The sequence below is a fragment of the Fervidibacillus halotolerans genome, assembly GCF_026547205.1.
In the GTDB taxonomy this organism is placed as follows: domain Bacteria; phylum Bacillota; class Bacilli; order Bacillales; family Caldibacillaceae; genus Fervidibacillus; species Fervidibacillus halotolerans.
Window position 1 is genome coordinate 484,470 of sequence record NZ_CP106877.1, and the last position, 14,442, is coordinate 498,911.

General features: G+C 39.3%; 10 protein-coding genes. 9 read left to right on the plus strand and 1 reads right to left on the minus strand.

Annotated elements, in window-relative coordinates:
- Positions 1–81: 81 nt before the first annotated feature.
- Entirely contained in the window at positions 82–978 is an 897-nt protein-coding gene (gltC, locus tag OE105_RS02270) for a glutamate biosynthesis transcriptional regulator GltC (RefSeq protein WP_275421105.1), read from the minus strand.
- A gap of 186 nt (positions 979–1,164) precedes the next feature.
- Here gltC and gltB point away from each other — a divergent pair, with 186 nt between their 5' ends.
- The 9 genes from gltB (at position 1,165) to OE105_RS02315 (ending at position 14,425) form a co-directional block, all read left to right on the plus strand.
- The gene (gltB, locus tag OE105_RS02275; RefSeq protein ID WP_275421107.1) at positions 1,165–5,706 is read left to right on the plus strand and encodes a glutamate synthase large subunit; all 4,542 of its coding nucleotides are present in this window, start codon (positions 1,165–1,167) and stop codon (positions 5,704–5,706) included.
- A 21-nt stretch (positions 5,707–5,727) separates the two neighbouring features.
- Complete coding sequence (locus OE105_RS02280) at positions 5,728–7,206, plus strand: glutamate synthase subunit beta (protein ID WP_275421108.1); 1,479 nt, start codon at positions 5,728–5,730, stop codon at positions 7,204–7,206.
- Between the two features lie 97 nt (positions 7,207–7,303).
- Positions 7,304–8,047 (plus strand): SDR family NAD(P)-dependent oxidoreductase, encoded by a 744-nt coding sequence (locus OE105_RS02285; protein ID WP_275421109.1) that lies wholly within the window; start codon positions 7,304–7,306, stop codon positions 8,045–8,047.
- Positions 8,048–8,304: 257 nt separating this feature from the next.
- On the plus strand, positions 8,305–9,717 hold the full coding sequence (locus tag OE105_RS02290; RefSeq protein WP_275421110.1) for a SpoVR family protein: 1,413 nt from the start codon (positions 8,305–8,307) through the stop codon (positions 9,715–9,717).
- A 253-nt stretch (positions 9,718–9,970) separates the two neighbouring features.
- Entirely contained in the window at positions 9,971–10,510 is a 540-nt protein-coding gene (locus tag OE105_RS02295; protein WP_275421111.1) for a DUF2680 domain-containing protein, read from the plus strand.
- Positions 10,511–10,817: 307 nt separating this feature from the next.
- Positions 10,818–11,513: a response regulator transcription factor gene (locus OE105_RS02300; protein WP_275421112.1), complete on the plus strand. Its 696-nt coding sequence runs from the start codon at positions 10,818–10,820 to the stop codon at positions 11,511–11,513.
- The gene (locus OE105_RS02305) at positions 11,510–12,895 is read left to right on the plus strand and encodes a sensor histidine kinase (RefSeq protein WP_275421113.1); all 1,386 of its coding nucleotides are present in this window, start codon (positions 11,510–11,512) and stop codon (positions 12,893–12,895) included. The genes OE105_RS02300 and OE105_RS02305 overlap by 4 nt, the downstream gene beginning before the upstream one ends.
- 194 nt (positions 12,896–13,089) lie before the next feature.
- Positions 13,090–13,419 carry an ArsR/SmtB family transcription factor gene (locus OE105_RS02310; protein ID WP_275421115.1) on the plus strand — a complete coding sequence of 110 codons (330 nt, stop codon included), beginning with the start codon at positions 13,090–13,092 and terminating at the stop codon, positions 13,417–13,419.
- A 1-nt stretch (position 13,420) separates the two neighbouring features.
- Positions 13,421–14,425 carry a permease gene (locus tag OE105_RS02315; RefSeq protein ID WP_338030922.1) on the plus strand — a complete coding sequence of 335 codons (1,005 nt, stop codon included), beginning with the start codon at positions 13,421–13,423 and terminating at the stop codon, positions 14,423–14,425.
- The last annotated feature ends 17 nt before the right edge of the window (positions 14,426–14,442 follow it).

Here is a 14,442-nt window from a genome sequence, read left to right on the forward strand (position 1 = left end):
TCATTATACGCCCATATGCTTCGGATTCCTAAATAAAACTACCCTATACTCGACCCGTAAAGGAAGAAAAAAGAGTGCTTGTTAATATCTTGTCAATTTTGTATAAAAATTTTTCACAAAATGATAAAAGGTTTTTTCTGATGGAGGCAGGTCCCGATTTTTTGGAATAATTATACCGACGGATCGTTTCACTTCTGGATGTTGAATGGATAGTTTTTTTGTCATCCTTGGTACATTATCGATAAGGGTATTATCAGGGATTAAGCTGACACCGAGACCTGCGGAAACGAGCCCTTTGATCGCGTCCATATCTTCTCCCTCCGCACTAATTTTCGGGTAAAACCCCGCTTGTTTGCAAGAATCGATGACGATTTTATGAAAAACATAACCCTTTGCAAAAACGACGAAATCATCGTTTTTTAGTTCATGCAAAAAAATGGAATCCTTTTCAACTAAAGGATGATGGTTCGGGACGAGGGCAGAAAAACGTTCCGTAAATAAAACATATGTGGTGAGTTCTTCATCATTTGGGACGGGACCGATAAACGAAAGATTCAATTCTCCGTTTTTTACCGATTGAACCAGTTCTGCATAGGAACCTTGTCTCAGATGAAAGGAAATATTCGGATAGTCTTTTTTAAAAGAAGAAATAATCATCGGCAACACGTAATTGGCTAAACTAGATAAATATCCAATTCGAATCGTACCTATTTCCGGATCTAAATATTCGTCGATTTTAGCCTTGGCCTGATCGATTCCATCTAACCCTTTTTTTACATGCTTTAGGAAAATCTGACCGATTTGTGTTAATTTAACGTTTCTCCCCACACGTTCAAATAATTGGACGCCTAATTCCTCTTCTAATTTTGAAATTTGAAAACTAACTGCCGATTGGGCGACGTGCAAATGCTCAGCTGCCTCTGTCATATGTTGCCTTTCCGCCACTTCCACAAAATATCTCAACTGTCGTAATTCCATCTTCCATCCATCCATTCATATTGGTTTTAGATTAAATTTATCTATATCATATATTGTTTATATTAATTTGAAAAGATATAATGAAAAATAGCCTCTTTCAGAAAAGAAAAAAAATACCGTGAATTTATGAAGGATAATATAAACATACATTTTTACTCAATAGAAGAAAGAAAAGGAGGGAATTTGATGGGATTTCACAACATTCCCAAACCACAAGGTATGTATCATCCGAAAGCGGAACATGATGCTTGTGGAATCGGATTATATGCGCATTTAAAAGGGAAGGCGAGTCATGACATCGTGAAAAAGGGTCTTTCCATGTTAAAACGTTTAGATCATCGGGGAGGAAGTGTGGATGAACAAACGGGGGATGGATCGGGAATCATGGTAGCCATTCCAGATCGATTTTTTAGAAAAGTTTGTGCCCAATTCCATCTCCCGGAAAAAGGTCGTTATGGTGTAGGAATGATTTTTTTCAATAAAAATCATAGTGAACAAATGGAAATCGAACGGCGATTCGAAAACATCGCGACTAAAGAAGGTTTGAACGTATTGGGCTGGCGGACGGTTCCAATCGATGTGGGGCAAATTGGAAAAATCGCAAGGGAAAGTTGTCCATTTATTCGTCAAGTATTCATAGGAAAAAAAGGTGACCATTCCGATTTGGAACGGAAATTGTACATCCTTCGCAAACAAGTGGAAAAGTGGGGGGGAAATGAGAAGAAAAGTTTTTATATCGCCAGTCTTTCCACCCGGACGATTGTATATAAAGGGTTACTTACTCCCGATCAAGTTGGAAAATTTTATTTGGATCTCCAAGATGAAGATTTTACCTCTCCATATGTACTCGTCCATTCCCGCTTTAGTACAAATACATTTCCAAGTTGGGAAAGAGCCCATCCGAATCGTTATCTCCTCCATAATGGTGAAATCAATACGATCCAAGGGAACGAAAATTGGATGACTGCTCGGGAGCGGAAATTAGCTGAGCAGGCATTCGGTAAAGAATTTAGGAAAGTCATTCCCGTTTTAGATACGAACGGAAGCGATTCTTCCAAGGTAGATAACGCCTTTGAATTTTTAGTTCTTTCGGGTTTGTCTCCTACCCAAGCATCTATGATTTTAATACCGGAACCATGGTTATACGACAGACAAATGCATCCGAAGATGAGAGCCTTTTATGAATATCATAGCTTGATGATGGAACCTTGGGATGGTCCAGCAGCCATTTTATTTACCGATGGGAAACAAATCGGAGCTCGATTAGATCGAAATGGTTTGCGTCCGATTAGATACTATGTTACAACGGACAATTATATCGTTTTATCATCTGAAGCTGGAGTTATCGATATAACCGACGATAAAATCGCATACAAAGATCGGTTAGGACCTGGAGGCTTGTTGGTTATCGATATAGAGGAAGGAAAAATGATTTCTAACGAGGAGATAAAAAATCAAATGACAAGCAGGCATCCCTATGAAAAATGGCTTCAATCCCAATTGGTATCGTTAGAAATCAAAAAGGATGAGGTATGGAATATCGGTCCATTACGCCAATTTCAACGCGCTTTTGGATATACCTTTGAAGACATTCATAAATATTTGCTTCCAATGGTTACGGACGGAAAAGATCCGGTAGGCTCGATGGGAAATGATACGCCCCTTGCTGTTTTATCCGACCGGCCCCAATCCCTTTTTAATTATTTTAAACAATTATTTGCACAAGTAACGAACCCGCCAATTGATTCGATTCGGGAAAAATTCGTTACTTCCACAATTACTTACTTAGGAAAAGAAGGGAATCTTCTGAAACCAGAAAAGGAAAATTGTCGACGAATCCGTTTGAACACACCAATTCTTACAGAAAGTCAATTGTTAGAAATGAAGGAAAATCGTATAAAAGGGTTCAAAAGCAAACGAATATCCACCCTTTTTACGAATGAGTTGGAAATTGCTGTTGAAAGGTTATGTATGGAAGCGGAACAGGCTGTAAAGGAAGGGGCTGAACTTTTAATTTTATCCGATCGTGACATGGATAAAAAACGTGTGCCTATTCCGATTTTATTGGCCGTTAGTGCCGTTCATCAACATTTAGTGAGGACCGGACTTCGTACGAAGGCGAGTATTATCGCTGATACGGGAGAAACGAGGGAAGTTCATCATTTTGCAGCTTTAATCGGTTATGGTGCTGATGCCATTTGTCCCTATTTGGTTTATTCCACATATCGGTCTTTGATTGATGAGGGAAATATAGAGGATTCTTTTTCCAATATCGTGGAAAAATATGTGCAAGCTGTAACGGATGGAATCATCAAAGTGATGGCCAAAATGGGAATTTCAACGGTTCAAAGTTATCGAAGTGCTCAAATTTTTGAAGCAGTCGGGATTGATAATAATGTAATCGATCGGTATTTTACCGGGACTCCATCACAAATTGGAGGTATCGATCTTTCAATCATCGGATTGGAAGCAAAATTGCGTCATGAACGTGCCTTTTCGATGGATTCAGAACAACCGTTAGATTCCGGAAGTGATTTCCAATGGAGAAAGGAAGGCGAGCATCATGCCTTTAATCCGGAAACGATTCATCTCCTTCAATGGGCCGTTCGAAAGGGAGATTATTCCCTTTATAAAACATATTCCAATCGGGTCGAAAAAGAGAGATTTAATTTTCTTCGTGATCTATTCCGTTTATCTTCCAACGTAACCCCCATTTCCATCGATGAGGTAGAGCCGGTGGAATCGATTCTTCGTCGTTTCAAAACGGGTGCCATGTCCTTCGGTTCATTAAGTAAGGAAGCACATGAGACATTGGCCATTGGGATGAATCGAATCGGAGCGAAAAGCAATAGCGGTGAAGGTGGAGAAGATCCTGATCGTTATATCCTTGATGCCAATGGAGATAATCGAAAAAGTCGAATTAAGCAAATCGCATCCGGTCGATTCGGTGTAAAAAGCCATTATCTCGTTCATGCAGATGAAATTCAAATAAAAATGGCCCAAGGAGCAAAACCTGGAGAAGGTGGCCAACTACCTGGGAATAAAGTATATCCATGGGTGGCAAAGGTCCGAGGCTCTACACCAGGGGTCGGATTGATTTCTCCACCACCAAATCACGATATCTACTCCATCGAAGACTTGGCCCAACTGATTTTTGATTTAAAAAATGCTAATCGGGATGCGCGAATTAGTGTAAAACTTGTGTCGAAGGCAGGAGTAGGTACAATCGCAGCAGGTGTAGCAAAGGCTAAAGCAGATGTAATCGTCATTAGTGGATATGACGGAGGAACGGGTGCATCGCCGAAAACGAGTATTAAGCATACTGGTCTTCCTTGGGAATTAGGATTGGCAGAAACGCATCAAACATTAATGTTAAATGGATTACGGGATCGGGTTCGTTTAGAAACTGATGGGAAATTAATGACAGGAAAAGATGTTGTGATCGCAGCTCTCCTCGGAGCAGAAGAGTTTAGCTTCGGTACAGCTCCGTTAATCTCGATTGGATGTGTAATGATGAGAGCTTGTCATTTGGATACGTGTCCTGTAGGCATTGCGACACAAAATCCTAAATTGAGAGAGAAATTCACTGGAAAACCGGAATATGTGGAACGTTTCATGATTTATATCGCTGAAGAAGTGCGAGAAATCATGGCTAGTCTCGGTTTCCGAACAATTGATGAAATGGTTGGAAGAACGGATGTTTTAAAGTTGAACGAATGGGCAAAGGAACATTGGAAAGCAAAATATCTCCATATAAATCGACTACTTGTTCAGCCGAAGGGAAATCGAATATGGAGAAAGGAACAAGATCATCAATTGGGACGTACAGTCGATTTGTCCATAATTTTACCCAAAGTCCAAAAGGCATTAGAGGACAAGATGCCTGTCCGCATACAATTATCGATCAATAACACGATGCGAGCAGTTGGGACAATCGTCGGTAGTGAAATTTCAAAAAAATACGGTGAACAAGGATTACCGGAGGATACGTTAACCCTCGAATTCTTTGGCTCTGCTGGTCAAAGTTTTGGAGCCTTTGTTCCAAAGGGAATGACCCTTTTTGTTAAGGGGGATGCGAATGATTATTTCGGTAAAGGATTATCGGGTGGAAAATTAATTTTAAAAGCACCTGAAAAATCCCCATTTGATGCAAGTGAAAATGTCATTGTCGGAAATGTAGCGCTATATGGGGCAACAGGCGGGGAAGTGTATATTAACGGACGGGCTGGTGAACGTTTCGCTGTTCGGTTAAGTGGAGGTAGTGCAGTTGTAGAGGGGATTGGAGACCACGGTTGTGAATATATGACGGGCGGAAAAGTCATTATTTTAGGTAAGATTGGAAACAATTTTGGTGCCGGAATGAGCGGAGGGATTGCTTATTTATTCACCGATTGGACGGAAAATTGGAAAGAGATGCTAAACGATGAACTAATCGAAACGGAAGTACCGGATGATGGAGAATTATCCGATGTGAAACGTTTCATAGAAAACCATTTTCAATATACAGGAAGTTTGCGGGCTTTTCATGTGTTGAAAAATTGGGAACAGACGAAAAATCGGATTGTAAAAATCATCCCGACGGATTACAAACAAATGGTGTTGGAAATGAATCGATGGAAAGATTCAGGTTATTCCGATGAAGAAGCACGTTATATGGCTTTTGAAGCAAGTCAAGGGCAAAATCATCTTTTAAAGGTGAAAAAATCGAAGGAAATTGTGACAAATTAAAAAGGGAGAGGGTGTCCAAATTTGGGGAAAAAGACCGGATTTCTAGAATACAAACGAATTTCGCCCCGAGAAAGGGATCCAATGGAAAGGATAAAGGATTGGGCTGAATTTTCCTATGCTTTTACCGATGATGAGGCGAAAATTCAAAGTGCCCGTTGTATGGATTGTGGGACCCCCTTTTGCCACACCGGAATGGAAATCAACGGATCCGCCAGTGGCTGCCCAATCAACAATTTGATCCCCGAATGGAATGATTTAGTTTATCGGGGAAGATGGAAAGATGCTTTAGAAAGGTTGTTGAAAACGAATAATTTTCCCGAGTTTACTGGACGGGTCTGCCCGGCTCCTTGTGAAGGTTCGTGTACATTGGCGATTACAGATCCTCCCGTTGCCATCAAATCCATCGAACAGAAAATTATTGATAAAGGTTTTGAAATGGGATGGATTAAACCTCGAATTCCTAAAAGGAGAACAGGGAAGAAAGTGGCGATTATCGGCTCCGGTCCAGCAGGATTAGCGGCTGCAGATCAGTTAAACCAAATGGGTCATTCGGTCACGATTTTTGAAAAGGATGACCGTCCAGGTGGATTATTAATGTACGGAATTCCAAATATGAAATTAGATAAACGGATCGTAGAAAGAAGGATCCGCCTATTGAAGGACGAAGGGATTACATTTATCACAAACACAGAGGTAGGAAAAACGATTCCCGCCAAACAAATAAAAAATAAATTTGATTCGATTGTTATTGCAACAGGTGCCCAAAAACAAAGGGATTTATCAATCCAAGGAAGGGATGCTTCTGGAGTTTACTTTGCCATGGATTATTTAACCCGAGCGACGAAACATCTGTTAAATGGTGAAGATCATGAGTGGAAAATCAATGTGCACGGGAAAGATGTAATCGTTATTGGTGGAGGGGATACGGGGGCTGATTGCGTTGCGACGGCTCTACGTCAAGGTTGTCGTAATTGCGTCCAATTTGGAAAGCACCCGAAACCGCCTGCCACTCGTCCGAATCATACCCCTTGGCCGGCTGAACCAGATATATTTACCGTCGATTATGCCCATTTAGAAGCCAAATCCAAGTTTGGAAAAGATCCACGTCAATATTTAATTCAAACGAAGGAAATCATAAAGAATCAAAGTGGTCATGTAAAAGGTGTTTTGACCGTTGAAACGAGAAAGATAATGACTAAAGAGGGTTCGTATTTCGAACAAATACCAGGTACTGAAAAAATTTGGCCAGCTGATTACGTATTCATAGCGATTGGATTTACAGGGACGTACCCACAACTATTCGAACAATTCGGTGTAGAAATGGAAAACCATCGTGCGAAAATCGTTTCGGGAAAATATAAAACGAATGTAGAGGGAATTTTTGCAGCAGGGGATGTTCGAAGGGGACAAAGTTTAGTCGTTTGGGCAATTCGTGAAGGTAGGGAAGTTGCAAAAGAAGTGGATCAATATTTAAAACAAAGTGCTGAAGAAATAAGATAATCCACATTTTTTTCAAAAAAATTCCATTTTTCATATTGCTTTTATGTTAAGATATGGATGAAATGAAAAATTTTCACAAAATATGGGAGGGAAAAATATGACGGATTTAAATGGTAAAATTGCGATCGTAACAGGTGGTGCGTCAGGAATTGGACTTGCGACGGTAAAGGCTTTTGTGGAAAAGGGGGCAAAAGTCGTTATTTCCGATTATAATGTGGAAGCTGGAAAGGCTGTAGAAAAGGAATTAAAGGAACAAGGGGCAGATGTTTTATTTATCCAAGTAGATGCAGGAAATGAAGAATCCGTTGCTAATTTAGTTTCGGAAACGGTTAAACATTATGGAAGACTAGACGTTATGGTCAATAATGCCGGCGTTGGAACACTTTCAGAAACTCATCAGTTGTCCTACGAAGATTATCATAAAGTTATTCGCGTCAACCAAGACGGTGTGTTTTTCGGTATAAAATACGCCATCAGGGAAATGTTGAAAACGGGTGGCGGTGCCATCGTTAACACTTCTTCCATACTTGGAAGTGTTGGTGAACCGGGAGCATTTGCTTATAATGCTTCAAAAGGGGCAGTTAATTTGATGACGAAATCTGCAGCCCTTCAATATGCTTCGAAAAATATCCGCGTAAATGCAGTAGCACCAGGATATATAGAAACTGGTATGGTTAATAAAGAAGCTTTAGGGGAATTTTATGATGGATTGGTTGCCCGTCATCCAGTTGGTCGTCTAGGACAGCCGGAAGAAGTGGCACATGCAATCGTCTTCTTAGTGGAAAATGATTTTGTCACAGGTACGACGGTTTTAGTAGATGGAGGATATACTGCACAATAACTTGATGATTTATTCATAATACAGAAAGGGGTTGATTTTTGAAAATCACCCCTTTTTTTGTGCGCCCGGCATGGGTGTAATCTATAGGGTGAAAGTCCCGACCCACGAAGGCAGAAGTAGTGGTAGCTTAACGCAAGGGTGTTCCATTAACCAAATGTTTTACCGTTTGAACGAATCTTTCCCCCTCTTTCAAAATTTGGTCAATCATGAATTTCTTCACCGGTTCATACATTAAAAGTAAGAAAAGGGGGATTGGCATGAAACAGGAAGAAAAGCAGGCGTTATATCGGGCGATTGGAGAAATTACGGAAGTTGCCAAAGGTTTCGGCCTTGATTTTTATCCGATGCATTATGAGATTTGTCCGGCAGATATTATTTATACCTTTGGTGCTTACGGAATGCCGACGCGCTTTTCCCATTGGAGTTTTGGCAAACAATTTTATAAAATGAAGCTCCATTATGATTTAGGGTTAAGCAAAATATATGAACTCGTCATTAATTCTAATCCATGTTATGCTTTTTTATTGGATTCCAATTCATTAATCCAAAATAAATTAATTGTAGCCCATGTTTTAGCCCACTGTGATTTTTTCAAAAACAACGTGCGTTTTCAAAATACGAAACGGGATATGGTAGAAAGTATGGCTGCAACAGCTGAACGAATAAGAAAATATGAAATTGAATACGGACGGAAGGAAGTGGAATCTTTTCTCGATGCAGTATTATCGATCGAGGAGCATATCGACCCATCCTTGATCCGTCCCCATCTATCTTGGTCGATGGATGATGATACTTTCGAGGAAGAAGAAACCGTAACGAAAACACCGTATGATGATTTATGGAATATCGATCAAAAAAAGGAAAAACCGATACGTAAAAAAAGGAAAAGAAAATTCCCACCTGAACCGGAAAAGGATTTACTTCTGTTTCTCGTTTATTACAGTAAAGAATTAGAAGAATGGCAACGGGATATCGTTACGATGATCCGTGAAGAAATGCTTTACTTTTGGCCACAACTAGAAACGAAAATTATGAATGAGGGCTGGGCATCCTATTGGCATCAACGAATATTGCGAGAACTGGATTTAACGAGTGACGAAGCACTGGAATTTGCTAAGTTAAACGCCAGTGTCGTACAACCGTCAAGAACGAGTATTAATCCATATTATTTAGGATTAAAAATTTTTGAAGACATTGAACATCGATGGAATCATCCAACAGAGGAAATGAAAAAGCGTGGAATTCAGCCGGGATCTGGAAGGGAAAAAATTTTTGAGGTGCGGGAACTGGAATCGGATCAGTCTTTTCTTCGCAATTATTTAACGAAAGAACTCGTAGAGCGAGAAGATCTATATTTATTCCAAAAACAAGGAAGAGATTATCGAGTAGTCGATAAGGATTGGGAAAATGTGAGAGATCAACTGGTCAATATGCGGGTAAATGGTGGTTTTCCATATATTACCGTTTATGATGGGGATTATATGCGGAACGGTGAACTGTACTTAAAACACCATTATGAAGGGATAGAATTAGATGTAAAATATTTAGAAAAAGTCCTTCCTTATATATACCAATTATGGGGGAAAAATGTTTATTTGGAAACGGTCATTGAAGAAAAACCGATCGTATTTTCTTACGATGGTCGGACTGTTCAGCGGAAATATTTGTAAAACAATGCTAAAAGCGCAAGTTTTTGTATTAGCGCTTTTTTTATTTGTTTAATTGTCAAATTGCATTCGTAAATACATTTTACTTCAGTAAGAATTAGCCAAGTATTGGAAGGATATGGAGGAAACTAGTTCATTTGCAAGTAATCTTAACAAGTTCTTGACATTTCCATGAAAAGAATTAAAAATGATCGGTCTAAAATAAAAGAAAAGAAGGTGGTTTCTGATCCGCAAAAATTTTTAAGGAGGCGATTTCATGAAAGGAAAAGCATGGTTCATACCGGTTATTGTTGTTGCTTTCCTCGGTATGGGAGTCGTATTCAGTTCACAATTTGCTTCACTTGTTTCGGCAAATGATAATCTTTCTGAAGAAGTGGTAGAAAAAACGGAATCCCTTCCTTGTGTCGGAAATGGCATCGGAAAAGGACGACAATTCTTTGACGAAAGCATTCGAGAAACGGTAGCGGAAGTGCTTCAAATGTCACCAAATGAACTGTTCCAAGAGAGAATGGAAGGGAAAACGTTAGCAGAGATCGCAGAAGAACAAGGAGTTAGCGAAGAGGATTTGTTGTCCGTTATGATGGAAGTAAGGGAAAAACAGTTGGAACAATTAGTGGAAGACGGTGTGATTACGGAGGAACAAAAGGAAATCCGCATGGAAAATATGGACAAACGATTGATGTACGTGATCGAAAATGGGAGAGACGTTCGGAAGGAAAGAGGTAAGTGTTTAAAAAATGTATCTGATGAAAATGGTGACAAATATCAACATCGATTTAAAAACGGTAATGTTTAATACCGAAAACAGGCATGCCTACCACGACTAGGCATTGCCTTTTTTCTATGAAAAAGTTTCATTTCAATCCGAAAGATGATGATACTAAAGGAATTTTCCAAATGTAACATCGTGTCGTGAATCTTATCCCTTTTCCATCCCATTCAAGTTTGTAAGTTTGGCCGTCAATCATCATTCGAATGGAATCCATTTCAAAATAAAACGGATTTAAAGAACACGCACAAATTGCTCCGTTTTCGAATTACTTTTCAAGTTGATATAATAATGAAAAACAGCTTTTTTGATTATCGATGTGGGAGGAGAAACCGTGGAAAGAACGATTGCCATAATCGATGATGAAGAACAAATACGGAAAATGATCAAACAATTTTTAGAAAATGAAGGATTTCAAACAATCGAAGGGAAAGATGGAGACGAAGGAGTACGTTTCATTCAAAACAAAGAAGTTGATCTCGTTCTCCTCGATGTGATGATGCCTAATATGAACGGTTTTGAAGTATTAAAAGAGATTCGGAAATTAAATGAGAGACTTCCTGTAATCATGTTGACGGCAAAAACAGAGGAAATCGATAAACTTTTAGGTCTCGAAATGGGTGCGGATGATTATATTACGAAACCCTTTAGTTTACGTGAGCTCGCTGCTCGTATTAAAGCCGTATTAAGAAGGAGTGAACCGGGTAGTGGGGAAGAACAAGATGAAATATGGGAACGGGGCAATATTATGATTAATCTATCAACGTATGAGGTAAAGAAGGACGGTAAATTGTTAAGCTTAACCCCGACCGAATTCAAATTATTGACTGCCCTTGCGGAAAAACCAGGGAGAGTGTTCAGCCGACTGCAATTAATGATGAAGGTTATGGGGGAAGCGTATGCAAATTATGAACGTTCTATCGACACCCACGTTAGTAACTTGAGGAAAAAAATTGAAAAAAACCCTGCTGAACCGGAATATATTCAAACAGTTTATGGAATCGGATATAAATTTGGTGAAAAGCGATGAAGCTGCATACGAAATTATTCCTTTCCTTTACAATCGTGATTATTTTGATGGCGCTATTCCAATCGCTATTCATACAAAATCGTGTAGAAAATAATTTTGGACGGTATTTAGATAAAAATTTGAACGATTCGATCGAGTTGATGAAAGAAAAAATTGTTGATTATTATAAAGTAACAGGTACATTAGAAGGAATCGAAAAAGAAATTTTCCCCTATAGCGATTTATGGAAACAAGGGCGTAGACGAATGCAAGGAATTGAAAGCGGTAGGGTGGAAATTTTTGTGACAAATGCTGAACAGTTGGTGGTGGCTTCGTCTACAGGTTTAGAGATTGGAAAATCAGCAGAGAACTTAAACGGTTTTAAGGAATTAATCTATGCAGACGGGGAAAAAATAGGTGAGATTATCGTTCAAAAGAATAATCTCGGATTCATCGATGTGGAAAAACAATTCATCCGTTCCTCCAATTTAGCGGTAATCATAAGCGGTTTGTTAGCTGCCATAACGGCTGTAGGAATTAGCATTTTTATCTCTAAAAAAATGGTGAAACCGCTGAATCAATTGATGAAAGGAATCGAAAAAATCATTCAAGGTGAAAGGAACGTACGCCTACATATCGACTCGAGAGACGAATTTTCTGAATTGGGAGAAGCGTTTAATAAAATGTTGGAAAAGTTAAATAAAAATGAACAAATTCGGAAAAATCTCGTTTTGGATGTTGCCCATGAATTACGTACTCCCCTTGCGATCCTTCAAGGAAAACTCGAGTCGATCCAAGAAGGGGCAATAAAAGCTGATGAAAAAACGATATTGGAATTATCCGATGAAGTGTACCGTTTAAATCGGCTCGTAAACGATCTACAACAATTGAGTCTTGCGGAAGCGGGTGAATTACCATTACATAAAAGGGCGACGGATATAAATGAGTTGATTAAGCGGATTTGTGGAAACTTCCAAGGGTTGGCAGAGGAAAAGGGAATTTCTATCGAATTCAAAGAACCGTCTGTATCCATTGTCGCTGTTCTAGATCCAGATCGAATGACCGAAGTGTTGGTCAATTTGATCGGAAATGCTTTGAAATGGACACCACCATCAGGAAAGGTCACGATTACAGCAGAAAAGGAAAAAGGAATGGCGAAAATTGCTGTTTCCGATACAGGTCCAGGAATAAAAAAGGAACATTTGGAATTTATTTTTGATCGGTTTTTTAAGGCAGATAAATCGCGTAAACGGGAAGATGCGGGAACGGGTCTAGGTTTATCTATCGCTAAAGGATTTGTCGAAGCCCATGGCGGTACGATACAAGCAGAAAGCGAAGAAGGAAAGGGAACGACATTGACGATCATGATTCCAACGGAGGGAGCGAGTTCTTCAACTTTTTAAATTATAATGAAAGAAAACATGAGGTAGTTATTGGTTTGTATTTTTTAATATTTGTCTCCAACCTTGTTTACTTTGGAAAAGGCACGGTAGGAGGCACTTTTTTTTTAATAATATATTGATAATTATCTATATGTATAGTATAGTTGAATATCATATAGATAATTATCTATATTTGATTCGAAAGGAGGAGGGACATGGAAAAGGATTATCGGTCCATCGCTTCCATTATGAAAGCATTGAGTGATCCAACAAGGTTGAAAATTATCGATTTACTTTCAGACGGAGAGCAATGTGCATGCAATATGTTGGAAAATTTTTCAATTACCCAACCGACTTTGTCCTATCATATGAAGATGCTAACGGAAAGTGGTTTAGTACGGGCACGTAAGGACGGTATTTGGATGAAATATTCCATCGATCAAGAAAAACTTGATGAAGTTGTTTCCTTTTTTCAACAAACACGTCGAACGAATGTCAAAAATGCAGTAGATAAAAATTGTTGCGTGAAGAAAGCGGTGAAGTGATTTGGAAATTTTACATTGGATGAATGACCAATTGTTAAAAATGGAATGGTTGAACGTTCTTGTTGCCCGTCTCGTTGAGGACGTATTCGGGATGGATCTCGATCAACGAATAGGCGGCAGCGTCCATTTCTTTATTTACGATGTCATCAAAATTTTTATATTGCTTTCTGTATTAATTTTTATCATTTCCTATATCCAAAGTTATTTTCCACCGGAGCGGACGAGGAAAATTCTTAGTCAATTTAAGGGGGTGAAGGCAAATACGTTTAGCGCTTTACTCGGGACGGTGACACCTTTTTGTTCTTGTTCGTCCATCCCGATATTTATCGGGTTTACGAAGGCAGGACTACCGATCGGCGTAACGTTTTCCTTTTTAATTTCTTCCCCTTTAGTTGATTTAGCGTCTGTCATTTTGTTGGCGAGTATTTTTAATTGGACCGTCGCCCTCTTATATGTCGTCGTTGGGCTTATTTTAGCGGTCATCGGTGGAACGTTAATTAGTCGACTGAAGTTGGAAAAATATGTGGAATCCTTCGTTTTTCGTAACGGAATGCTCAGTGATGAACAAAGTGAATTGACGAGAAAGGAACGTGTGTCTTTTGCATTTGAACAAGTTTGGGAAATTATTCAACGGGTATGGATTTACATCTTGATTGGCGTTGGAATTGGAGCCGCCATTCATAATTGGATACCGGAAAATGTAATCGAGGCGTTACTTGGGAAGGATCATTGGTATTCGGTACCTTTGGCTGCACTTATTGGAATCCCGATGTATGCGGATATTTTCGGAACACTCCCCATTGCTGAAGCACTCGTGGCAAAGGGCGTAGGTATCGGTACAGCCCTCGCCTTCATGATGGGGGTAACTGCCCTTTCTTTACCGTCTCTAATTATGTTGAAAAAGGTCGTCAAACCAAAACTTTTAGGTGTTTTTTTCACCATTGTGACGATCGGGATTGTGATTACGGGATTTGGCTTCAATTTTTGGCAATCCCTCATTATATAAAATACATTCAAGGAGTG

Bases quoted from the DNA above. Each gene is read 5' to 3' on its own strand.
- gltB (WP_275421107.1), top strand. From the start codon at position 1,165: ATGGGATTTCACAACATTCCCAAACCACAAGGTATGTATCATCCGAAA.
- OE105_RS02295 (WP_275421111.1), top strand. From the start codon at position 9,971: ATGAAAGGAAAAGCATGGTTCATACCGGTTATTGTTGTTGCTTTCCTC.
- OE105_RS02310 (WP_275421115.1), top strand. From the start codon at position 13,090: ATGGAAAAGGATTATCGGTCCATCGCTTCCATTATGAAAGCATTGAGT.
- gltC (WP_275421105.1), bottom strand. From the start codon at position 978: ATGGAATTACGACAGTTGAGATATTTTGTGGAAGTGGCGGAAAGGCAA.
- OE105_RS02290 (WP_275421110.1), top strand. From the start codon at position 8,305: ATGAAACAGGAAGAAAAGCAGGCGTTATATCGGGCGATTGGAGAAATT.
- OE105_RS02305 (WP_275421113.1), top strand. From the start codon at position 11,510: ATGAAGCTGCATACGAAATTATTCCTTTCCTTTACAATCGTGATTATT.
- OE105_RS02285 (WP_275421109.1), top strand. From the start codon at position 7,304: ATGACGGATTTAAATGGTAAAATTGCGATCGTAACAGGTGGTGCGTCA.